The 23,551-nt window shown below is 40.3% G+C and carries 20 protein-coding genes; 8 read left to right on the forward strand and 12 right to left on the reverse strand.

Going from position 1 to position 23,551, the window contains the following annotated elements; all coding sequences use genetic code 11:
* Window positions 1-48: 48 nt before the first annotated feature.
* The 4 genes from OA91_RS06355 to OA91_RS06370 all read left to right on the forward strand — a co-directional run bounded on the left by OA91_RS06355 (window position 49) and on the right by OA91_RS06370 (window position 4,832).
* Complete coding sequence (locus tag OA91_RS06355; protein ID WP_063337300.1) at window positions 49-1,605, forward strand: BCCT family transporter; 1,557 nt, start codon at window positions 49-51, stop codon at window positions 1,603-1,605.
* A gap of 172 nt (window positions 1,606-1,777) precedes the next feature.
* A complete protein-coding gene (locus OA91_RS06360; RefSeq protein WP_442919122.1) occupies window positions 1,778-2,173 on the forward strand; it encodes a RidA family protein in 396 nt (131 codons plus the stop codon).
* 360 nt (window positions 2,174-2,533) lie between these two features.
* Window positions 2,534-3,751: an MFS transporter gene (locus tag OA91_RS06365; protein WP_082827811.1), complete on the forward strand. Its 1,218-nt coding sequence runs from the start codon at window positions 2,534-2,536 to the stop codon at window positions 3,749-3,751.
* Between the two features lie 223 nt (window positions 3,752-3,974).
* Complete coding sequence (locus OA91_RS06370; protein WP_063337301.1) at window positions 3,975-4,832, forward strand: hypothetical protein; 858 nt, start codon at window positions 3,975-3,977, stop codon at window positions 4,830-4,832.
* Here the strand turns inward: OA91_RS06370 and OA91_RS06375 are convergent.
* On the reverse strand, window positions 4,818-7,313 hold the full coding sequence (locus OA91_RS06375; protein WP_063337302.1) for a DEAD/DEAH box helicase: 2,496 nt from the start codon (window positions 7,311-7,313) through the stop codon (window positions 4,818-4,820). The two genes, OA91_RS06370 and OA91_RS06375, sit on opposite strands and share 15 nt — an antisense overlap.
* Window positions 7,310-8,203, reverse strand: coding sequence for a HamA C-terminal domain-containing protein (locus tag OA91_RS06380; protein ID WP_063337303.1), 894 nt, complete (start codon window positions 8,201-8,203; stop codon window positions 7,310-7,312). The genes OA91_RS06375 and OA91_RS06380 overlap by 4 nt, the downstream gene beginning before the upstream one ends.
* Before the next feature lie 352 nt (window positions 8,204-8,555).
* On the opposite strand from OA91_RS06380, the gene OA91_RS24705 reads away from it, so the two are divergent.
* A complete protein-coding gene (locus OA91_RS24705; RefSeq protein WP_269447902.1) occupies window positions 8,556-8,687 on the forward strand; it encodes a hypothetical protein in 132 nt (43 codons plus the stop codon).
* A 34-nt stretch (window positions 8,688-8,721) separates the two neighbouring features.
* Here OA91_RS24705 and OA91_RS06385 read toward each other — a convergent pair whose 3' ends face one another.
* The 8 genes from OA91_RS06385 to OA91_RS06420 form a co-directional block, all read right to left on the reverse strand.
* The gene (locus OA91_RS06385) at window positions 8,722-9,810 is read right to left on the reverse strand and encodes an ABC transporter substrate-binding protein (protein ID WP_063337304.1); all 1,089 of its coding nucleotides are present in this window, start codon (window positions 9,808-9,810) and stop codon (window positions 8,722-8,724) included.
* The gene (locus OA91_RS06390) at window positions 9,807-11,267 is read right to left on the reverse strand and encodes a sensor histidine kinase (RefSeq protein ID WP_063337305.1); all 1,461 of its coding nucleotides are present in this window, start codon (window positions 11,265-11,267) and stop codon (window positions 9,807-9,809) included. Before OA91_RS06390 ends, OA91_RS06385 begins: the two co-directional genes overlap by 4 nt.
* Window positions 11,248-11,913: a response regulator transcription factor gene (locus tag OA91_RS06395; protein WP_046017055.1), complete on the reverse strand. Its 666-nt coding sequence runs from the start codon at window positions 11,911-11,913 to the stop codon at window positions 11,248-11,250. The genes OA91_RS06390 and OA91_RS06395 overlap by 20 nt, the downstream gene beginning before the upstream one ends.
* Before the next feature lie 171 nt (window positions 11,914-12,084).
* Window positions 12,085-13,605, reverse strand: a complete 1,521-nt coding sequence (locus OA91_RS06400) for a tripartite tricarboxylate transporter permease (protein WP_063337306.1) — start codon at window positions 13,603-13,605, stop codon at window positions 12,085-12,087.
* A gap of 2 nt (window positions 13,606-13,607) precedes the next feature.
* Window positions 13,608-14,048: a tripartite tricarboxylate transporter TctB family protein gene (locus OA91_RS06405; RefSeq protein WP_063337307.1), complete on the reverse strand. Its 441-nt coding sequence runs from the start codon at window positions 14,046-14,048 to the stop codon at window positions 13,608-13,610.
* Window positions 14,049-14,193: 145 nt separating this feature from the next.
* Window positions 14,194-15,198, reverse strand: a complete 1,005-nt coding sequence (locus tag OA91_RS06410) for a Bug family tripartite tricarboxylate transporter substrate binding protein (RefSeq protein WP_197477755.1) — start codon at window positions 15,196-15,198, stop codon at window positions 14,194-14,196.
* Window positions 15,199-15,594: 396 nt separating this feature from the next.
* Window positions 15,595-15,807 (reverse strand): (2Fe-2S)-binding protein, encoded by a 213-nt coding sequence (locus OA91_RS06415; RefSeq protein WP_231870324.1) that lies wholly within the window; start codon window positions 15,805-15,807, stop codon window positions 15,595-15,597.
* Window positions 15,808-15,946: 139 nt separating this feature from the next.
* On the reverse strand, window positions 15,947-17,167 hold the full coding sequence (locus tag OA91_RS06420; RefSeq protein WP_063337309.1) for a pyridoxal-phosphate-dependent aminotransferase family protein: 1,221 nt from the start codon (window positions 17,165-17,167) through the stop codon (window positions 15,947-15,949).
* Between the two features lie 345 nt (window positions 17,168-17,512).
* On the opposite strand from OA91_RS06420, the gene OA91_RS06425 reads away from it, so the two are divergent.
* The gene (locus OA91_RS06425) at window positions 17,513-17,950 is read left to right on the forward strand and encodes a DUF3010 family protein (RefSeq protein ID WP_046017050.1); all 438 of its coding nucleotides are present in this window, start codon (window positions 17,513-17,515) and stop codon (window positions 17,948-17,950) included.
* 78 nt (window positions 17,951-18,028) lie between these two features.
* Here the strand turns inward: OA91_RS06425 and OA91_RS06430 are convergent, their stop codons facing one another.
* Window positions 18,029-18,955: a DMT family transporter gene (locus OA91_RS06430; RefSeq protein WP_063337310.1), complete on the reverse strand. Its 927-nt coding sequence runs from the start codon at window positions 18,953-18,955 to the stop codon at window positions 18,029-18,031.
* A 476-nt stretch (window positions 18,956-19,431) separates the two neighbouring features.
* Here OA91_RS06430 and OA91_RS06435 point away from each other — a divergent pair, with 476 nt between their 5' ends.
* A complete protein-coding gene (locus OA91_RS06435; protein WP_046017049.1) occupies window positions 19,432-21,654 on the forward strand; it encodes an NADP-dependent isocitrate dehydrogenase in 2,223 nt (740 codons plus the stop codon).
* A gap of 182 nt (window positions 21,655-21,836) precedes the next feature.
* Window positions 21,837-22,523 carry a fumarylacetoacetate hydrolase family protein gene (locus OA91_RS06440; protein ID WP_063337311.1) on the forward strand — a complete coding sequence of 229 codons (687 nt, stop codon included), beginning with the start codon at window positions 21,837-21,839 and terminating at the stop codon, window positions 22,521-22,523.
* A 65-nt stretch (window positions 22,524-22,588) separates the two neighbouring features.
* On the opposite strand, the gene OA91_RS06445 is transcribed toward OA91_RS06440, so the two are convergent.
* Window positions 22,589-23,413 carry an HDOD domain-containing protein gene (locus tag OA91_RS06445; protein ID WP_063337312.1) on the reverse strand — a complete coding sequence of 275 codons (825 nt, stop codon included), beginning with the start codon at window positions 23,411-23,413 and terminating at the stop codon, window positions 22,589-22,591.
* Between the last annotated feature and the right edge of the window lie 138 nt (window positions 23,414-23,551).

The following is a 23,551-nucleotide window of genomic DNA, read 5'->3' on the forward strand; positions in this document are numbered from 1 at the left end:
GGATAATTCCAATAAATATAAAAAATAAATATCCTTCAGGAGACTACCATGAGTAGAGTTTCTCAAGACGGCGTACAGCCAAATCAAGCTAGCAACGGCACTGGATTATTAGCAGGGGTAGATTTATCCGTGTTTTTCATCAGTGGTGGCGGTTTAGCACTCTTCGTAATTGCCGCTCTGTATGACATCAATATGGTTTCATCTTGGGTAAATAGCGCATTTGCCACATCCACTAAACTCTTTGGTGCTTATTGGCAAGTATTGTTGTTATTAACCTTTATTATCGGCTTATTCCTAGCGATTGGTCGTTCTGGTGCAGTGGTACTTGGCGGCATCAAGACCCCTGAGATTTCTACTTTTAAGTGGATATCAATCATCATGTGTACCCTACTTGCCGGTGGCGGTGTGTTTTGGGCAGCAGCAGAACCTATGGCTCACTTCACTTCTGCACCACCATTGTTTGGTGAAGCAGAAGGTGCACAAGCAGCTTACAATGCATTAGCACAAAGCTTTATGCACTGGGGTTTCCTAGCATGGGCAATCTTGGGTAGCTTAACCGGTATCGTTTTCATGTACCTACATTATGAAAAAGGTCTACCACTTAAGCCAAGAACTTTGCTTTACCCTGTGTTTGGTGACAAGGTAATGACTGGTCCATTCGGTGCTATCGTTGATGCAAGTTGTGTACTTGCTGTTGTAGCCGGAACAGTTGGCCCAATCGGCTTCCTAGGTCTTCAGGTTAGCTTTGGTTTAGAAAAACTATTTGGCATTCCTGATACCTACACAACTCAGCTTGTTATCCTACTTTCTTTAATTGGTATCTATACCCTTTCAGCAGTAAGTGGTGTGACTAAAGGCATCCAGATTCTAAGTCGTGCCAACGTGATTCTTGCTGTTGTTCTGATCGCTTTCATTCTATTGTTTGGACCAACTGCTTTCATCATTGATAGCTACCTACATTCTTTTGGTATCTACCTTGATAAGTTCATCCCAATGGCAACATTCCGTGCTAGCCCAGGCTGGTTGGACTGGTGGACAGTATTCTTCTGGGGCTGGTTCCTAGGTTACGGTCCTCTTATGGCCATGTTTGTCGCACGTATTTCACGTGGTCGTACCATTCGTCAAATGGTGCTATTGATCTCAGTTGTTGCTCCCATCATCACAACATTCTGGTTCACAATCGTTGGTGGTAGTGGTTTAGCGTTTGAAATCGCAAACCCAGGTGTTATCTCTGAACCTTTCACAGGCTTCAACCTACCAGCAGCACTATTGGCTATCACAGAACAATTGCCTATGGGCTTCATGATCTCAGTCTTGTTCCTGATTTTAACGACTATCTTTGTCGCAACAACAGGTGACTCAATGACCTATGCCGTATCTATGGTTATGACAGGCACAGACCAACCACAAAGCTCTATCCGTGTGTTCTGGGGCATCATGATGGGTGTTGTCGCAGCACTGCTTATATCGATTGGCTCTGGCGGTATTTCTGCCTTGCAATCTTTCATCGTGATCACGGCAGTACCGGTTTCTTTAGTACTACTACCGTCACTTTGGACTGCACCACAAATTGCGAAGAAGATGGCAGAAGAGCAAGGCTTATAAACGATTACCTTGCTATGAGAACCTAGCTATTAATGCTTAGCCTTACCCTTTGGGTAGGGCAATAGCAAAAGCAGCAATAAATAGAAGGGAGCCTCGGCTCCCTTTCTAGGTGCAAACTCTGCAGTTTTCAGAGTTCACTATTTATTGAAAACACATAGGACACACCAAGACCATGGCTCAGCCAATCAAAACCCCCGTTAAAACAGACCTTTTCGCATCAAAAGCACCACTTGAATGGGCAGTCATTGCTAACGGGCAACTATCGACAGCTCAAATTCCAATTGATCAAGAAGGTAAAGTCGTTGAAGGCGGTATCGAAGCTCAAGCACGCCAAACAATGGACAACCTAAAGCACACGATAGAAGCAGCTGAATTGACGATGGACCATGTCACTCAAGTACTTATCTATGTTACCGATAGATCTCAACTTCCAGTATTTAACAAGGTTTATGCAGAATACTTTGCAGCACCTTACCCAAACCGCGCAGCTATGATAGTGGCAGGTTTAGCGAGAGAAGAGATGCTATGTGAAGTGGTTGCTTATGCCGTCGTTCCTGCACAAAACTAAGCTATCAAAAGCAAGCTTTCAAATTTAAGCGCTCAAAACTAGATAGCTGAAAACAGTGTTGATAATGTGGTTAATCCATTATCAACACGATTAAATGCGTTCTTTTAATGGGCAGGTTCTCCCCCCGCTTTTCTTACCCGTCACAATTGTTTGTGGCTAAGAATTTGGTAGAGCTTGCTTCTTTTTTCCCCTCCCTCTCTGAAGCAAATAAAAGGCTTCAGGTATAAAGATTCCAAAACGACGACTAAACACATTCCTGCGACAAAATCCTTGTCTTAATCCATAGAGATTGGCATGCTGCACTATTTTTCAATTCGAACTTTATTCGTCATTATGTTTCGCTATTTATAGGGATGTAATTTGCAAGCTAGCCACTCAAACCCACCAAAAAAGCCCTATACCTTAATCATTATCAGCCTGATATTAACGGCTTGTAGTGCTGTAACACATGGCTTTAGCATGTTTTTGTATTCTGCTCTTTTACCCGAAGTAAGAGACTTATTTCAGCTTAGCTATAGCACAGCCTCTTTCATCTCGGCCCTACTTTTTATTGCCTATATGCTGACCTCATTGATAAGTGGTGTTCTTCTAACAAAACTAGGTGGCTATAAGCTCTTTTTACTCACCATAGGGATTAGCCCTGTCTTACTGGCATTAGCCGTACTCTCTCCTTGGGCATTAGGCTTCGCTATTTGCCTTGCTTTTGTATCAGGTTGCGCTGTTGCAAACTGGAATGCCATTGTTGCCTTATCAAGCGATATTATCCCGCTAAAGTTTCGTAATCGTATCCTTGGATTAGCGTCTGCAGGTGCCGCCTTTGCGATTACATTGAATGGTATTTTAATCGCCTTATTTTTACCTGAGTTGAGCCTGCAAGCTTTTTGGTTTGTATGCGCCGCTATCACAGCCGCCATTGCACTTTTATCCTTTATCTACCTGCCTAAACCAAAAGAAGAATCCCAAGAGCAAAACTATCAAAAGCCAAGCATCAATCCTAAAACCATTCTTAAATCTCACCCTGTCGCTTTACAAGCCGTGCTTTTAAGCGCTTTTATTGGCTTTATTTCAGGGCCGTTTTTAACCTTTTTATCACCTTTTATTGTGGATGTACTCAAAGGCGATTCAAATCAGACAGGTTCGATTTGGACCATGATAGGCGTAGCTGGGATAGTGGGCGGCATTATCATAGGCGCACTTGCCGATAAGTTTGGCATTATCCAAGTTATTAAACTCACCTTGTTAAGCTTTGCTGCCTGCATACTTCTATTATTGTGGGACGCCAAACTTTGGGTACTCTGGGCTTGTGCCAGCATTTTTGCTTTCTTGTACTTCCCTGTCTGGGGGCTAATCGCCAGCCATATTAGCGACTTTGTCGATAGTAAACAGAGCGCCCTTATCGTCAGTTTAGGCATGGTTGGCTACGGCTGCGGCAATGCTTTCGCCAGCAGCCTTTGTGGCATATTACTCGATATCAGCACTCAATATAGCCAAGTAGATGGCTTCACACTCGTTTACAGTTGGATACTTGCCGCAGCCTGTCTCGCCGCACTTTGGTGCCAGAGAATGCAGAAAGCTTAGGACAGTATAGCTCTCACTCTAATCAACTTAGCTCTAAAGCATTTTCCTTTTTAAATCTATGAAGCTCGCCATAAACTTTCTAAAAGACACTTAAATTAAACACTTTTTCAACATTTTTGGGTTATTATTAGCCTTATAAAAAATTTGAAGCTTAGTGTTTTATATACATAAAAAACAAATTAGAGTACTGTATATAAAAACAGTATCAGATTGGAAGGAAGTCATGAGTAGAGTCAAAAAAAGTGTAACTGTAAGATTTTTCTCTATAGATGCAAGTAGTGCTTTTTTTGAAAATTTTTCTGCAAACTTCCTCATCAGTAATGAATCTCAAGCTAGTGCTAGAATTATAACTATCAGAAATACTAAAAATTTCATCAAAGCCGCACACAGAACTGATGATCAATTCTTTATTGCCGTAGTCAGAGAAAGAAATGCTTGGCAAACCAAAGCCTCTCGAGATGGCAATATTACTGGCCTTGCAATCAATCAAGGCATTATTGGCGACCCTTATTACTTCTGCGTCATACCTAACAAAAAAGTAGTTCTAGGATTTACTACAGGTCCAATCGGAAGTTTAAAGGCTGTTGCAAGTGTTGCTTTAGAGCAGTTTAAGACTCTGAGGAACGATAAAATAATGCTATCTCTTATACCTAAAGAAAAAGAATTTTCGAAGCTATTAGAGTTGCCTGAATACAACAGCCTCCATTTCAAAATTAACTCTTCATCTTTAGCTGATGTAGCAGAAGATGCTCCGGCTTTAATCAAAAACCTTAGCTCAGCACCTTACATTGAAAACAATGTTCAACTATCTTTAGACTTGGACTGTGGAGATGAACCAGATAGCATAGTTACTAAAGACAATATCATTGAGATTGTAAATTATTTATCAGATAGTGATTCCTGTACTGTTCTTAAGGTCAAAGGGAAAAATGAAGAAGGCCAAAATATAAACTTAGATTTTGGCAATGCATTCATAAACTATAAAAGTGAACTCAATACGAGAAATAAATACATTGACGAAAGTACAGCAATTAAAGTTTTAAGCTCAGCTTGGAATGAAAGTTCACTACTGACTAAGTAAGAATTTTACCTCTTTCTGTGTTACGGGGTGAGTATTGGATAATAAGCCTCGTTCTAGCAAAGAGAGTAAATCATAGATTGACTTAACCTCAATACCTCTGGGAATAGATTCCTGAATTTCCTTTGCCGCCTCTCTTGATAGTCCGAAATTTATAAGGTTTATCATTCTATCTTCACAAGCTCCTAACTCAAGATAGGTATGAAGCTTCACAGAAACTTTATCAATTCCTTTCAACTTCATACTGTTAGTTAAAAGGATATGATAGCAACTGAGTGCATTCCTCAATCTAAACGTAATATCATTATTTATAATTTTAATTACATTACGCACAGATTGGTTTACATTTGCTGTTGCTGGCTCATTCTTATCCCATGCTATTTGCTCTGTGATTATTTCTTTCAGACTTTTTCCCACAACCCACTTTGTAGCGACAACAGAAACATGTTCTATTGAGTAGCCATCACCATTTGTATACACACCAAGTTCAAAGAGTTTTTGAGTAATACGAACTATAGAGGGATATAAATCTTTCGACTTAGGATGTGGCAATACCCAATCATCATAATTATCTAGAGAGTCAAAAAATAGAGACAAATTATTCTGTTGAATGTAACCAATAGTAGGATTAGCTTCTAATATAAACGGCGCTATCCTCAATGCATTACGAGCACTTTCAACATGTTTTATTAGCTGATATTTTTCAGAAGCACTTAACTGAAGCTCTTCTGCATTTAACCGTTCATCCAAACTACCATTTTCAAGTTCTCTAATTAGTTTATTAGCAATAGTATAAAAGCGGTACTGATCCTCTTTGTCATGCGGGTACTTCCCTTGCAGAGCAGAGACAACTAAATGCAGGTCTTCATTTAATGTCTTATAATAAGTAGGAATCTTCTCCTCTTTTACATCACTTTCTTCAAAATAATCTTGGTATTTCCATGAGTCATGATTCAATAAAAAAACGTTTCCAGAAAAGTGCTCAACCATTCGGCCTGCTCTTCCAGTTATATTGTTAATTTTAACTTCTTCTAATTTTTCAGGCTGCTGAGCTCTAATTGGTCTAAAAGGGTTAGTTAGAAATAAGTTCTTCGCTGGAAGATTGACACCTTCTGCAAGAGTACTTGTGCACACAATGTATTTTATATCTCCAGCTTTGACCAAGTTTTCAACCATTACTCTCACGGAGCTAGGTAAAGGCCCATAATGGAATGCAACACCTTTCCTAAGGCTAGAAGCTAGAGTAAAGTTCTTATGAATAAATTGCTCTATATAGTCCGCTGCTTCTTCTAAAGCTGGAGTCGTATCATACTCAAGAATTAGTGCGGCTATATCTCTAGCAGTATTCTCACAATGGTTGGTTTGGTTTCGGTATATAATATTGCTCTGACCTTGACCTAATCGAAGAACAACATCAGCAGTTTTTCTACCTGTAAAGTTTTTTGATATGGTTGCTTTGTCAGAAGTGTTATACCTTTCAACTTCAATGTTTTTACCTTTTAATTCGACAGCTAATAGCAGTTTTGCAACTGGTGAGTGCCTAGTAATTTCTTTCTGGAATTCAACACCATTAAAAACAGCTGAAAAGGCATTTTGGTAACTATCAGAAGGCATACTAACGATAATTTGAGGAGAGCTATCGTCAAGAACCTTTTCTAAAGTTAAATGTAATAAAACACCTCTCCCATCATCAGATATATTGTGAGCTTCATCAATAAATAGGTAGTCAAAGCTCAAATCCCCTCGCTGAATAAGCTCATACAAACGCTCTTGAGTCATAACAAAAACGGTCTTTGCACTGAACTCTTCATCCTTAGGGACTGTACATATCTCTAGCTCATTCTCGACATCTATTCCTTTTGCTATTTCAAAAACCTTACTTGATACTTCAGATATCAATGCACGGGTTGGCACAACGATTGCTGCGAATGCTCCATCCGATTTCACAACTTTGTTTACTAGATACGTAAGAATAATATGTGTTTTTCCCGCGGATGTCGGTGCGATAGTTATGACATCATTATCCGAATCAAGGTTACCCCATAGCATCCTCTGAAAGTCAGTTAAAGGAAAAGAAAGCTCATCTACAGAGTTCATTTCTGCCTTCAATTCAAACTTCGCTGTAGTGTTAAAGCCATAACCCATAATTACATTGGGATGCCTCTTTTCTAGTAATGAGACATTGGGAAAATCTCCAGAGTTAATAAAGATACTCTTTGCAATAGGAATCAAGTCAGGATAGTCATCACCAGCAATATCTAGAATCATAGCAAGCAAAGCGACCGCTTCTTTCTTTAGCTTTTCATCTTCACATTTGTGGAATACTTGAATTGACGTTGAAAGGCGCTTAACTAAACTTCTATCCAAATGTGGCTTATTGCCAGCAAGTTGCTCTACGTACTGTCCGAAGACTACATTTCTATCCTGCTCAAAATCATCATGTAAGAGGATATCTCTCCCAAGCTTTAACGCAATCCTACTCATTTTGTGATTCCCATGTATAAGATAAATTCATCGACTAACTTGTCAACACATCCGAAAGGCAACATCAATAAAGTAACTTCCTCAATTTCGAGCTTCTGCTTTTCAACTTTGCTAAAAAAATCACCAACATATTGGCAGGCAAGCTCTTGGTAGTGTTTCAAAAATGATGCTTCATTCTCAAAAATAATGTCTGGCTGAGTAAAACCAATAAAGCAAGGAGAGTGGATTTTATCTTCTAAATCTGCGCCATATGGGTTTAGATAGGTCAAGATTGTTTCTTCAAGTTCATCTGTCAAATTTGGAAAGTCGAGATAACTGTCTAATAATAAAAACTCGTCTTCAAATTTACCTTTTGCGTTAGCAATTGAGCTTGTAGCATCTGCTGCTGCTGATTTAAAGTTTTTATGCAGCTTGGATTCTCCCAAATAAACTCTAAACCCGTCACCTAAAAACTGCCCATGAACAGCGTCAGCACCAAAAACAGGCATCCTAGGATTAGTTTTCATTGAGATTTTACTCAGCAATTTAGGTGCTTGGATATACACATCTAACAAGGTAAACAAAATCAGCTCCCCAAGCTCACCTTTGGCAGTATGCTTACTTAGTTTTTTAATCGCTTTATCAAAAAGATCCACCATCGCAGTATCAGAGGCTCTCCCTAACTTTTTTTGCATTTCTTTATAGGAAAAAACAAAATTTTGAAGAACTCCTTCTTTGATACACTCAAAAAGAGCATCATGCGAAGTCTTTTTATCCTCAACACTTGGTAAGTAAATCAACAGAGTTTCAACTCTTCTACCATCATTCAGTTTGAACGATATAGGTGCTTTTTTTAGAACATCTTTTATTTTATTTGGATTTTGTAACTGAACTTGAAGTGAACTACTCATCTGAAGCTGATTCCTAGTAACATAGAAAACTTACAGTTAGATTTTTAAACAAGAAAGCTATTCTAAAAGAGATTAATAACAACATCACCTGAACAAGATTCACTTCGTTCTTTTTAAAACTTTATGTTTGAAGGCATAACAGATTTCATTAATTAATGACTAACCGAAAGGCTTTTTTATATTTGAGGCGAAAAAACTAATGCTAGAACTTCTTGAGAATAAGCGAAAACTTAAAGAAAAATGTTTACAAGAATTAATCCAAAACTGACATCCTCAAATAGAATTAAAACTCCTCCAATATTAAATAAATGACATCATAATTTTCACGGTAGGGACTTAAATGGGATAAAAAATGGGTTACTTCCTAAACTACAGCGCTCAATATAGCCAAGTCGACGGCTTCACACTCGTTTACAGTTGGATACTTGCCGCAGCCTGTCTCGCCGCACTTTGGTGCCAGAGAATGCAAAAAGCGAAAGCTTAGAGTAAATAAAAACAGCTTGATCACATCACTTCGCTTAGTCCAACTCACTTAATTCTAAAGCACTCTCCCAACTGCGGATAAAACGGCTTTGTTTAGCATGATCTCGACCAACCAATAGTTGCTGGTCTAGCTCTATGATGCGGGTGGGATGTGATCGTTTTTTACTGAGGTTGATTGCTTGGCTTGCATCGCCGATGGGGAAGAGTAGGTTTTCCGACAACATTAAACTTTGTACTTTTTCAGATAATAAGAAGTCAATGAATTTACCAGCATCTTCGGCATTTGGCGCAAGTTTAGGGATTAACACTGAACGCATCATAAGCAGGGTGTAATCTGTTGGCATTATCATGGTGAGTCTAGGGTCACCCAAAGCACGCTTATGCGCATAAGAGCCCACTAGGTTATAACCAAGCAATAAGTCCCCTGCGGCCACATCATCTATCATGGCACTAGTACAACAGTAGGTTTTCACCTTGTGGCTACCAAAGGCCTCAATCATACGGCCCCATGTGGCGTCAGCTTGGCGAGCATCTTGGCTCGCTAATAAATAACCTACTCCACTTTTACGAATATCATAGGTGCCTATCTTGCCGTGAAAGGCTTGGCTGTGATGACGCATTATTTGTAATAAATCCAACCGATTTTTTGGTAGTTCACCACCTGGAAACAGATTCTGGTTTACCAACATCACCACGGGTTCTAACGAGAAAGCAAAGATTTGATTCCGCCACTTTGCCATTTCTGGTAGGGCTTGAGTCATACTGGATTGATAGGTTTTGGCATAGGCATCATTAACCAGCTTCAATTGTAAATCCATCGCACTGCTAACAATCAAGCTGGCTTTGGGCCTGTCTTTTTCTGCCATCACCTTATGATAGAGTTCGAGGGAATTCACATCATAATAGGCAACTTTAGTCGCTGGATAGGTTTCAACAAAAGCTTTTAAAATAGGTTCAAACGCATCAAGGTCGACTGTGGAGTAGATATTTAAAGTTCTCTGCTCTTGGAAGAAGTTACCTCCTTGGTCCAACGCTGAGTCAGATTCGTACACAACAGGGTTTGCCATTAAGCTTGCCACATAAGCAAATATGAGTGCGACCAACACTTTTTTCAGACTTCTCATAACTCACCTTCTCGATCAAAATATAAAGGGAAATCTACACTGATAGTCGCCCCTTTAGGCTGAGTGTCAGTCACTTTGATTTTTCCTTGATGCCTATCACTAATTTCTTTTACCATGGCAAGCCCTACTCCTGTGCCTGATATTTCATAGTTAGCTCGATAAAAGCGTTCAAACACTCGCTTTTTCTCGTCATCAGCTATCCCATCCCCATAATCGATAATGCTTAATCTTACAGATTGCACATCTTGTTTGATGCGGATTTCAACCAGTTGCTCATTCTGATCATTTAGGCCATTACCTGCACTGTATCTCACCGCATTATCGAGAAGGTTGTTAAGCATTTGTTGTAGAGAAAAAGCCTCCCCAAGTATCATTACTTTACTGGTGTCTGATTCGAAAGATAAGTGAATCCCTTGCCTTAAAGCCGCGACAGCTTGCTCCATACAAGACTGCTTTATAAGAGCAACCAAATCCAGCGGAATGAGACGCTGAGTTTGCAGGCGGTGAGACACCACGGCCTGATTAAGTAAGATGGTCACAGTTTCACTTAAGGTTTCACTTTGCTGCACTATCTGCTCTAGGGCTTCTTCTTGCCTTTCTGGTGTGGTTTGATCTCTGGCATTTTCAGCTAGCGCTTTAAGGCTGGCTAGAGGTGTGCGTAATTGATGCGCTGATTCTGCCGTGTAATTTTCAAGCTGCTCTAAGTTTTTATTTAACCGCGCCATAAAATGATTAAGGGCAATTTTAAGTTGGTAAGTTTCTTTTGGTGTATCCAACTTGATAGGTGTTAAATCACCGGGCTGTCTTTCTTCCAGTAATTCTTCAATACGATGCAATGGGTTAAGTACCAGATGGCTCCCCAACATGATAAGCACTATGGCGACAATTGCGATTAAGAGAATCACTTGTACTGCACGGGTAGTAATAGAAGACGCCATGGTTTCACGGGACAAACGAGTTTGCCCTAATAAAATGGTTACGCTACCTTGGATATTTGCTTCGGTGACATCTCTTTCCAGCCAAACAAGCCTTATCATTTCACCAGAAAAAGTTTGATTATAAAACTGAGGTTTGCCTAATTCAGACGGTGACGGTGGTGTACTTTCGAGACTTTGATTTCCTGTAATATAACCATCAACCGAGCTTTCGACACGATAAAAAATTCTATCTTCGTTAGCCTGTGCCAAGGTAGAAAAAGCAGACCAAGGAATATCAATGGATAAGCGCCCATCCTCTGCGAGTATGTTTTCATCCATTTGCAATAAAGCACTTAGCAATAGTCTATCGTAGGATAAATCCGCCAACCTTTGGCTATAGTTAAACACCAGATTAATCGCGATAAGCGCAATAACACTTATCACGCCAGCACCAGATAAAATAAAGCGCTTTCTTAGAGAAGGCGCTTTTTGTAGCTCTAACGCTTCATTTTCAGCCAGACTAGCTGATTTCTGCCACATAACCCAAACCCCTTAAGGTGCTTATGGTAAGTGAGCTCTTCACCAATTTTTTACGTAATCGACCCACATAAAGCTCAATGGCATTTGGCCCTGGGGTTTCATCGTAATTAAATAAATGCTCGGTAATTTCATCCTTACTTAATACTCGGCCAAGGTGTCCGACAAACACTTCCAGCAAACAAAACTCACGATTTGTCACTGGCTGTATTTCACCATTCACTGTTACTTGGCGAGCATCCCTATCAATGGTCAAATTACCATGCTCTGTAATATTCGCCGCATAACCATGATGCCTTCTTAGCAAAGCACGGCAACGGGCTTCTAATTCTCGAAAATTAAAGGGCTTAGTTAAATAATCATCAGCTCCAGCATCGAGAAGAATCACCCTATCATCCATTTGATCTCTTGCGGTCAAGATCAAAACAGGGGTCTCATTTGCTCTGGCCCTTAATTGTTTGAGAATTTGCAGGCCAGACATGCCCGGCAAATTGAGATCTAAAATAATCAGATCCAATGTTTGGTACTTTAGAATTTCATTTGCTTGTTCGCCATTCGTTACAAGATCTGCCCCATGACCCAAGCTTGTCAGGCGATCACAGATCGCTTGACCTAAAACTTCAGTGTCTTCTACAACCAATACACGCATAAACATCTCTCTTGCTGATCTTATTTTTATAATTAGCTTTTTTATTTAGTCTCTAACGCTTTTTATTGATCCCTTGATATCAATAGATTATAGCCTTTCAAACGTAAAAAATTCGGAGCAGTCTGGCTGCTCCGAATTCCATTTCTTAGACGGTTTCGTCTGTTTAAAAATCTAACTCGATGTTGCTTCTTTAGATTTTGACATTTTTGCTCGAACCATAGGCCCAACAATAACTGGAAGTACCAAACCAAGAATCGCTACGGTCCAAAGACCAATACTTAAACCACTGTTTAGTAGAATACTCCAGTCACCATCAGATAATACCAAGGCATGACGAAGGCTTTTTTCCATTTCAGGCCCAAGTAGCATACCTAAAATAACAGGTACTAAAGGCACATCAACTTTACGTAAAACATAACCAATCACACCAAAACCAACCATGAAATAAAGGTCTAGGGCACTGTGACTTACTGAGTAAATACCAACAGATGCGACCAAGGTAACAATCGGCATTAGGTATTTAGGCGGTACGCTAAGCAACTTAACAAATATACCTATCATTGGAATATTCAGTAATAAGAGTACTAGGTTACCAACAAACAAAGCCGCGATTACACCCCAAACTAAATCTGCATTTTGAGTAAATAACATAGGGCCAGGTGTCACGTTTAGTGAGATCAACATAGCAAGTAACACGGCGGTTGTACCACTACCAGGTACACCTAAAGTCAACATAGGAACAAGCGCCCCTGATGCCGCGCCGTTATTACCCGCTTCTGGTGCTGCAATACCACGAGTATCACCTTTACCAAACTCTCCTTTATCACCAACGACTTTCTTTTCAAGCGTATAACTGATGAAGCTCCCCAAAGAAGCACCTGCTCCTGGCAATACACCTGAAACGAAACCAAGTAAGGCACCACGAAGTGACGTAGGTAAAACCTTAACAATATCGCCCATAGTCAGTTTTAGCTTATTAATAGCCACTTTTTTAAGGCCATCACCCGCATGCTTTTCGATGAAAAAGAGTAATTCACTGATCGCAAACAAACCAACAATAGCGATAATAAAGTCCACCCCTTCAAATAACTCTAGGGTGTTATAGGTATAACGCTGCACACCACTTGAGATATCAATACCAACAGAAGCAATCATCAAACCTAAAGCCGCCGCCATTAGGGTTTTAAATTGGTTTTTACCTGTGATACCACCTAAGGTCGCAAAGGCTAATGCAAATAAAGCAAAGTATTCTGAAGGACCAAACTTAAGCGCAAATTTCGCCAAGATAGGAGCAAGAATCACAAGACCTATGGTGGCAATAAAACTACCAATAAAAGAGGCAATAGCAGAGATAGCCAAAGCTTCAGCCGCCTTACCCTTTAACGCCATAGGATAACCATCAATACAGGTCATCATGGCAGGTTCATCACCTGGGATATTGAGCAAGATGGAGGAAATACGTCCACCATACATGGCACCGGCATAAACAGAGGTTAACAATATCAAAGAAGATGTTGGCGATAACCCTAAACTAAACGCAAGAGGGATAAGAATCGCAACACCATTTGCAGGGCCAAGGCCAGGCAAAGCACCAATTAAAGTACCTAAGATGGCACCTATAATGGCAAACATCAGGCTTTCTGGGATTAAGGCAACAGCAAAACCCTGCATTAAAAAATCTAAGGTTTCCATAGTTATAACTCCAATAAACCAAGAGGTAGTGCAAGTTCCAGCACATTATTAAAGATCAAGAAGATAGCCACCGAACTACTCACGCCTATGATGAGGCTCATCTTCAAGTCAGCCCCCATACGCCAAGCAAGGTAAGTTACGACACCAACAGCTGCTGGGATAAAGCCAAGCGGCTCAATCGCCCAAGCAAACACTAAGATGGCAACGACAACACTAATCAGCTCAAGCAACATAGGTAGAACAGGCCAAGCTTCATCTGGATCTGGTTTAAGCATCATGTAAATGGCGCTGGCACCAAGAAAGAAGGATAAAATGATAGGAAAGGTTTCAGGGCCAACACTTTCTTCGCCGCCAAAGGGTTCAGGAAATTGTGTTGCTTCCCACCCGTAGACTACAGCTAGAATTAGCATCAACATGCCAAATACACGATCGTTTAAGCGCATGATTGTGCTCCAAAAATAAATTGATCAAGGGTAACGAGTTGAATAAGACAAGGCTTATTCAATATTTAAAGCGGATAGCTTTAATCTAATTAAAAAGGGTTGGGCAGTGAGACTAATAACTGCCCAACCAAACACCTCGAGGAGGTTACTTAATTAGACCAATATCCTGAGAAAGAATGCGGATATCCAATGTTTGATTCTTCACAAATTGAGTGAATTCAGCACCGGTTTTATGGAATGGCATCAAACCATTTTTAGCCATAATATCTTTCCATTCTTGAGTTTGATAAAGCTCATCTATGGTATTTACCCACCAATCATAAGAGTCATCACCTGCATTACCAGGTACATAGAATCCACGCCAGTTAGGCGCTACTGAGCTAACCCCTTGCTCCAGTGCTGTTGGGATATTATTAAGTGGCGCAGGAAGACGTTCTTCAGATAAAACGGCAACAACACGAATGTCACCAGAATCTAAAAAGCCTTTAACTTCTGAGATATCACCTGTAAATGCATCAATATGACCACCAACAACCTGAACTAAAGCTTCACTACCACCATTGAATGATAGGTATTTAATTTTTGGCAATTTAGTCACATTAGCTTCTTTTGCTGTGATTAACACTTTTAGGTGATCCCAACCACCAGTGGCACTACCACCTGCAAATTTAACTGAGTTTGGATCTTTACGAAGGGCGTCCATTAATTGAGAAAGGTTCTGATATTCAGAGTCTTTAGAAACAGCAATAATGCCGTAATCAGCACCTAGCGTACCAACCCATTTTACTTGGTCAGAGTTCATTCCTGGGAACTGGCCTTGAGCAAGACGTGTTGTCGTTGCTGTACTTGCGGCAACAATAAGCGCATCATCTTTAGAACGTTTACTAACAGTATGAGCAAAAGCAACACCACCGCCGGCACCACTCATATTCACTGTTTGTACGTTACCCTTGATATAGCTTAAATCGACTAAAGCTTTACCAACACTACGACAAGTAAAATCCCAGCCACCGCCTGGGTTAGCAGGCGCAATACACTCAGCAGAGCGCGCAGGTTCATAAGCTTGAACACTCGTTGATGCAAGGGCAATTACACCAGATGCCATGATAGATTTGAGTGCGAGGGTTTTGAATGTACTTTTGGTTTTCATAATCTAATTCCAATTGTTATTTTTGTATTAATGAATCTTTTTGTGCCTTTCCTTTTGCGCCAAGAAACTCGACTCATTCAATCTAGCACACCAAACTGTCGCCAACCTGTCATCCAACTCGAAAGTCAATTTCGCTCATTTTTAAAAAATCTGAAACTCATCCTGGCGCTATTTTGCTAGCCTTTTGCACTGTAAATAAATAGCGGTATAAAACGACATTGACACTCAAACAAGCCCTGAAAGCGAAAATTTGATTGTTTAGAAGGGGGAAATTCAGAAGAAAAGGGATTAATTTTTAACGAGAAAGCATCTTGTTATCTAATGATTAAAACCAAAAAAGGCGATCTAATTAGCTTAGATCGCCTTTTTTAAATTCTGTGTAATAGTAATTTTGCGTTAGACAGCGTATGCCAAGCTATCCATCATGCGCATTTCATCTTGAGTTTGTTTAACCAAGCGTTTAGCACATTGGCCACAAGACCCACATTCTGACGCTACACCCATAGACTTACGAATATCACGCAGGCTAGCTCCCGCTTCAACCGCGCTCTGAATCTCTTTCTGGGTAATCCCTTTGCAAATACAAACGTACATAAGAAACAATCTCATTACTATTCAACCTGAAATAGAGTTTAGTAGTAATGAGAACGGTTTTCAACAATAATTGATAAATATTCTCATTTATATTTGCAAATTATTTGTAATCATCAGATTAATAGAAAAAAACTATTAGAAAACACATTCTAATTTAAGAAAAGTGTTTAGGTGTTTTCTGCAAATAGACTTCTAATTGCGCCATACCTGTTGGCAAGTCCACTTTTACACCCAAGTCTCTCATACTACTTCCAAACGCATGAAGCGCTCTGAAAAGGTTATGTTCACGACATTGTTCTCCCATCTGGCCGATACGAACAACAGGCTGGCCAAATGAGCCTGCAATTTCTACCCGGTACTTATGAGAAATGTGGTGACAGATATCCATGGCAGTTAAACCTTCTGGAATACAAATGCCGATTACCGAGTTTAAGCGTGAGTGCTCAGGTACAAATAGCTCTAACCCCATAGACTCGATTCCCTGCTGTAATGCTTTCGAGCATTTCAGGTGTCGATTGAATCGTGCTTCTAAGGTTTCTTCGCATACAAGCTTAAGCGCTTCGTGCAAAGCCATAATGCCAGATACAGGTGCGGTATAGTGGTAACCGTCCTTATGCCAAAAGTTAGTGGCTAACTTAGCATCAAGACACCACTGCACTACTTGCGTTTCTCTTTCTTGAATACGTTGCCAAGCCGCCTCAGAAAAAGCTAACAAAGACACACCTGGAATCGAAGATAAGCCTTTTTGGCCGCCTGTGATCACAGCATCAATTTGCCACTCATCCATTTTTAACAGCATGGTACTTAAAGTACAAACCGCATCGACAACCACTAAACAAGCGTACTCTTTCGCAATGCTCGCAATCTCTTTTAAGTGGATATTACACACTGTATTAGAGGTTTCCCCTTGTACCATGGTAAGTACTTTTGGGTTATGTTGCGCCATAGCTTCTCTAATCAAGCTTGGATCAGCAGCGGATTTAACATCGATTTTCAGCTCTATCACATTGGCTCCAACACGTGCCGCCATTTGCGCCATACGATTACTGAAAAAACCATTACTGATACTTAAAACAGTATCACCTGGTTCAATCAAGTTTGCTGCTGCCATTTCCATTGCAGCAGAACCAGGGCCTGCTACACCCATTACCCAAGGTGAACGTGTTTGAAATACATACTGAGCCATGACTTTCACTTGCTCTATTACCTTAGCCATAGCACCACCAAGATGGTTTACCACTAAAGAGTTTGCTCTGGCGACACGGGCGGGAATTGGCACAGGACCAGCCCCCATCATTAACAGAGGTTCTTGGGGTAAAATATCATCAAGGGACATTAAGCTAGGAGGAACAATGTTGAGCGAGTCAAGACTCATAATAAAACCTAAATACAAACAAAAGTGTGAAAATCGAAAAGGAAGTAGTTTAAAATTTTGTTTTTTTTAATTTAACGAAATTTTATTCGGCAATAATAGCGTATTTGACTTTTAAATAAGAGATATCAAGAGCAATACAGTGTTTTATTCTTCACTTAGCATTTTTACAGTACTTTCCCACCCTGTTTTAACTAAATTACCAGTACGACTTACTTCAATATTCGGCATTTAAAACACCTTATAAAACAGTATTTTAATCTCAAATAGAAAAATTGGCTTAGGGTTAGGGCGTGGCTTAGGTTTTATGGGATAATAGCGCCACTAAAACCCGATTAGGATCTTAAAATGTTAACCTGTGGCATTGAAATTAAAGGTAGTGATGCCATCTTGTGCTTACTTTCGAAGCAAGATGGATTATTTCAAATAGCGGATTGTCGTCAAACTCGCGTCTCCTTGGTGAAATCAGAATTAAGCGAGAACTTAAAAAGCTTTCAATTCACATTAAAAAAACTTTTTGAGGACTATAAAGTTGATGAAGTCGTGATCCGCGAGCGCCCGACCAAGGGTAAATTTGCCGGGGGTTCTGTAGGCTTCAAGATGGAGTCAGCGATTCAATTAATTGATACAGTCAATGTTACTTTAATGAATAATGCTGAGATCAAATCTCGTATCAAATACACGCCTATGCCAGTCCCTTTTGCAGCAACTGGCCTTAAAGCGTTTCAAGAAGGCGCTTTTAATACAGCTTATGCTTCTCTTTGCCCAGAAGCGCCAAAAGAGTAAAAGCACCAAAGTTAAACCTGACAACTCATGTCAGGTTTAACTATCTCATTCTTGCACAAGCTACAGAGATAAAGTCGACTAGGCTTTTTTAAGTAAGACAATCATCACACCACCCAAAACCATGACGCTTGATATAACAAAGTGTAATTCTATCCCTTCTCCCAAAAAGCTTATGCCCATAGCCGTTGCAATCACAGGGACAAGTAACTGACTCACTGAGGCGAGCGTACCACTTAGTTGCTTCACTACCTGATACCAAATGGCATAGCCTATACCCGAGGTAAGTGCACCGGATACTATTGCTAAGTAAATCCCATTTGCTTCAATTAATAAGTTATCTCCCCCTACAAAAAGCAAGTTAGCAATAAGCAGAAGCATTACGAAGGGCATAGACCAAATAAAGTTGCGGCTTGTTTTCATTAAAGCGGATTCATTTACATCAGTTTTTTGCTTAGCGAGTAGGCTATACACACCCCAGGCAACCCCAGCGATTGTCATCAAGACAAAACCTTTTAAGCTTGGAGACGATAAAGTTGGCAATAAAAGGTAAATGAAACCACTAAAGCTCAAAAGTATGCCGATCCATTGTACTAAATTAGGCCTTTCTCCTTTTACGACATTAATGCCTATCATGCTAATTTGCACAGCAGCAAAAAGAATAAGTGCGCCTATGCCTGTTTCTAAAGATAGGTAAGCGTAGGAAAAGCCAGCCGCATAGGTAAAAAGTAAAAAGGGGCCGAATATAGGCATTACTCTTTGCTTGAAACTTCTTGGCCTTACATCAGCTTTGTTTAAATTGAGAGCAAACACTTGAGCAACAGGCTTTCTTTCTAAGAGTACAAATAAGAAAACTAAAGTAATCGCGCCGGACAATAACCGAATAAGAGTAAAACTAAGAGCATCTATTTGTTGTCCCGCAAGTGCCCAGCGACATAAAAATGAATTTCCAGCAAAGGCAATTAGCGCTACACTAGTGAGTAAAAACAACCTAGGATCAAATCTCATACAAGCGCCTTAGTAACACACAAACAAAATTGAAATTATCTGACAAGATTATAAGAGACCAGTTCAAACTGAATGGCATTTTTATGCTTTCCCTCTGTATTTTTATCTGGGTCAATCACAATAAGTTTTAAATTTTCTGACAATATCATTCGTAAACTGCCCCAAATTATCCCTAAAAAAGCACTGTCTAAGCCATTATTTAATTTATTAACAATTTAGTAACTTTATAACACAAACAAGTTAAGCCATTGATATTAAATGCTTTTAAAGCATCAATCACTATACGAAATTATGACTATATCCTTAGTTGATATGTCAAATACCCCCTTAACTTTCATTTTTATGTACTATATGTCGGCGAATTTTTCGAACAGATTATTTTAGCGGAGTGACACTCTTACTCGCTAATCAAGGGGGCCAAAAGCCCTCTTACATTCATTTTACAATACTGCTTGTAAACGTTAGGGGAAAACCACATGTCAGATAATCAAACTATTTATTACACTTTGACGGATGAAGCACCCGCTCTTGCGACAGCGTCATTACTTCCAATTCTTCGTTCTTTCACAAAAGAAGCGGGCATTGAAATCGAGCTTACCGATATCTCTTTAGCTGGCCGTATTATTTCTAGCTTTCCAGAAAAACTAGAAGATGGACAAAAAATTGTAGATGGCCTTAAGTTTTTGGGCGAACTTACTCTTAAAGAAGACGCTAACATTGTTAAGCTACCTAATATCAGTGCTTCTCTTCCTCAGCTAACGACTTGTATTGCTGAGCTTCAAAGCCAAGGTTTTAACGTTCCTAACTACCCTGAAGTTGCTAACTCTGATGAAGAGAAAGACGTTCAAGCACGTTATGCAAAAATTCTAGGTAGCGCGGTAAACCCAGTTCTACGTCAAGGTAACTCTGACCGTCGCGCACCTTCTGCTGTTAAAGCATCTGCACGTAAAAACCCACACTCTATGGGTGTTTGGAATAAGTCTTCTCAAACTCACGCTGACTACATGCGTGACGGTGACTTCTTCTCAAGCGAGCAATCAACAACAAGCAAAGAAGCACAAGAAGTACGTCTTGAGTTTGTTTCTGAAGCGGGTGAAGTTAGCGTTAAGAAAGTATTGCCTCTTCAAGCGGGCGAAGTTCTAGACAGCATGAACATGAGCAGCAAAAAACTACGTGCTTTCTTTGAAGAGTCTCTAAACGACGCTAAAGAAAACAACATCATGTGGTCTCTGCACGTTAAAGCAACCATGATGAAGGTGTCTCACCCTATCGTATTCGGTCACGCGGTAACTGTTTTCTATAAAGAGTTATTTGATAAGTACGGTGAACTTTTTGAAGAGCTAGGCGTAAACCCTAACAACGGTCTAGGCAGTGTTACTGATAAGATCAAATCACTTCCTCACTCTCAGCAGGAAGAGATTCTAGAAACTATCCACTCTTGCTACGAGCACAGACCAGAGCTTGCTATGGTTGACTCTGTACGTGGTATTACCAACCTTCACGTACCAAGTGATGTCATCGTTGATGCGTCTATGCCAGCAATGATTCGTAGCTCAGGTATGATGTGGGGCCGTGACGGCAAGTTGAAAGACACTAAAGCTGTTATGCCTGAGTCAACTTATGCACGTATTTACCAAGAAGCAATTAACTTCTGTAAAACAAATGGTGCATTCGATCCAACCACTATGGGTACTGTACCTAACGTTGGTCTTATGGCTCAAAAAGCGGAAGAATACGGTTCTCACGACAAGACATTCGAAATTGCTGAAAGCGGCGTAATGCGCGTTGTTGATGCAAACGGCACTGTGTTGATGCAACACAATGTTGAGAAAGGTGATATCTGGCGTGCATGCCAAACTAAAGATGCGCCTATCCGTGACTGGGTGAAACTAGGTGTTACTCGTGCTCGTCAATCTAATACACCAGCCGTTTTCTGGTTAGACGAAGAACGTCCACATGATAACGAACTTCGTAAGAAGGTTGAGCTATACCTACAAGACCACGATCTTGAAGGTCTAGATATCCGCGTTATGTCTTACAACGAAGCAATTCGTTTCTCTATGGAACGCATCAAGCGTGGCCTAGACACTATCTCGGTAACGGGTAACGTACTACGTGATTACCTAACTGATTTATTCCCAATTCTTGAGCTTGGTACTTCTGCAAAAATGCTTTCTGTTGTACCTATGCTAGCTGGCGGCGGCATGTATGAAACAGGTGCAGGTGGTTCTGCTCCTAAGCACGTACAACAGCTAGTTCAAGAAAACCACTTACGTTGGGACTCTCTAGGTGAGTTCTTGGCTGTGGCAGTTTCTCTAGAAGAGCTTGGCATCAAAAATGACAACGCTAAATCTAAAGTACTTGCAGCAACACTAGACCAAGCGACAGAGCGTTTATTGGATACTAATAAGTCACCATCTCGTAAAGCTGGCGAACTTGATAACCGTGGCAGCCACTTCTACCTAGCTATGTACTGGGCTGAAGCACTTGCAGCACAATCTGATGATGCAGAACTTGCGGCTAAGTTTGCAACACTAGCAAGTACACTAACTTCAAACGAAGCAAAAATTGTCGCTGAATTAAATGAAGTTCAAGGTAAGTCAGCGGGTCTTGAAGGTTATTACCACATGGATCTAGCTGAAGTTGCTAAAGTAATGCGTCCAAGTGCGACACTAAACGAAGCACTAGCAGCACTTTAATCGTAACTCGCAATTAAAGCGTTAGTCCTTGTTATTTGAAAAGCCTTTAAATAAGGTTTTCAAATAACTCAAAAAGCCTAGGCTCTTTATGTGCCTAGGCTTTTTTTGTACTTTAAAAAAGCATCATCCATGGCTTACACTCACATGGTTTTCACTCTCATGATTTAAATGCAGGTAGCAGTATGAGTAATCTTCTTTTTCCGGCACCAGAGCCAACTACAATCACCATTCAAAACAGCGATCAAGTATTCCCTGTTCGTAGGGTATATTGCATTGGTAGAAACTATGCTGATCACGCTATCGAAATGGGCCATGATCCAGATAAAGAACCTCCTTTTTTCTTTCAGAAAAACACAGATAACATTAATACCTCAGGTCAATTCCCCTACCCGAGTATGAGTCAAGACGTTCACTTTGAAATGGAGCTGGTGATTGCACTAGAAAAAGGTGGCAAGAATATCCCGCTAGATGCAGCTCTAAACCATGTCTACGGTTATGCCTTGGGTCTAGATATGACACGCCGTGACTTACAAGCGCAAATGAAAAAAATGGGAAGACCATGGGAAATTGGCAAAGCGTTTGAGCAATCAGCTCCTGTCAGCCCTATCTACCCAGCAAGTAAAATAGGCCATCCACAGCAAGGTAGTATAAGCCTTAGAGTCAATGATGAGGTCCGTCAACAAGGGGACCTGAACCAAATGATTTGGAAAACAGCTGAAATGATCAGCTATCTCTCTAACTATTATGAACTCGCCCCTGGTGACCTCATTATGACAGGTACACCAGCAGGCGTTGGCGCAATACAAGTTGGCGATAAGCTAACGGGGGAAATTGAAAATCTAGGCAAATTCGAAGTAGATGTTGTTTAGACTCAAAGTTTAATCAGTTGCTTAAAAGCTACTTATATAGAGAAAGGTGCATCAAAGTACCTTTTCTATATAAGGCCATCTAGACCAGATTCCATATTCAATACACCTTCTACATCGTCCAGTATTTCTACCTTAAGACCAGCAAGCTGAATAACCTTTTTAGGCATAAAGACAATAACCTCATCTATTTCTCTTTTATCCGTAATAGCGCCATTAATATAATTGGCTAGGTTTAATATTGCACTTAAAGGAGATGGCACTTCATAGGTATAAGGTCGCTTATACTGTTTGATTGCAACACCTAGTTCTTCTGGTAGCCCCCACATATCTAATAGGGCCTTACCTGCATCTTGAGAGGTAAAACCTAAACGCTCAGTTTCTGCAGCAACTCGACTAGCTTTCGTTTCTTTTACCAAAGTTTGTATTGCTTTAGCACGTTTTGGCGCAGCCAAATGAAGTAAAAGTCGTCCTATGTTATAAATTACACCTGTGGTGAAAGCCACATCCGCCCGAACTGTATCAGACCTTTGCGCCAACCATTGAGCAATAGAGGCAACCATAAAACTATCGCTCCAAAACTCTCTCATATCTAGACCGTCAACCTCTGACGCAGAGTTAGCCATACCAGAGGCGATCACTAAGGTGTTAAGTTTATCCATGCCTAAAATAACCACGGCTTCGTCTATAGTGGACACTTTTCTTGTCAAGCCAAAATGTGCAGAGTTCACTAGTCGTAAAATTTTAAGTGATAAGGTTTGGTCCTTCGCGACCTTTTCCGCTATCAAATTATAATCTGCATCTGGATCACCTAAAGCCTGCATTAACTCTCTAACCACTTCGGGAACATTAGGTAACTTGTCGGTCTGTTCTAATAAATCACTGATTTCCATAAAGACACCTTAAAGCAAACAAGATTTATGAAAGAAATAGGTTTCTTGATAAGCACACTTGAAAAGTAAGAGGACCAATAAATTGCTGGTTACTACTTATTGTTTTAACTCACCATTTCCTAGCTTTAAATAACGATT

The organism is Marinomonas sp. SBI8L (genome assembly GCF_001624705.1).
In the GTDB taxonomy this organism is placed as follows: Bacteria; Pseudomonadota; Gammaproteobacteria; order Pseudomonadales; family Marinomonadaceae; genus Marinomonas.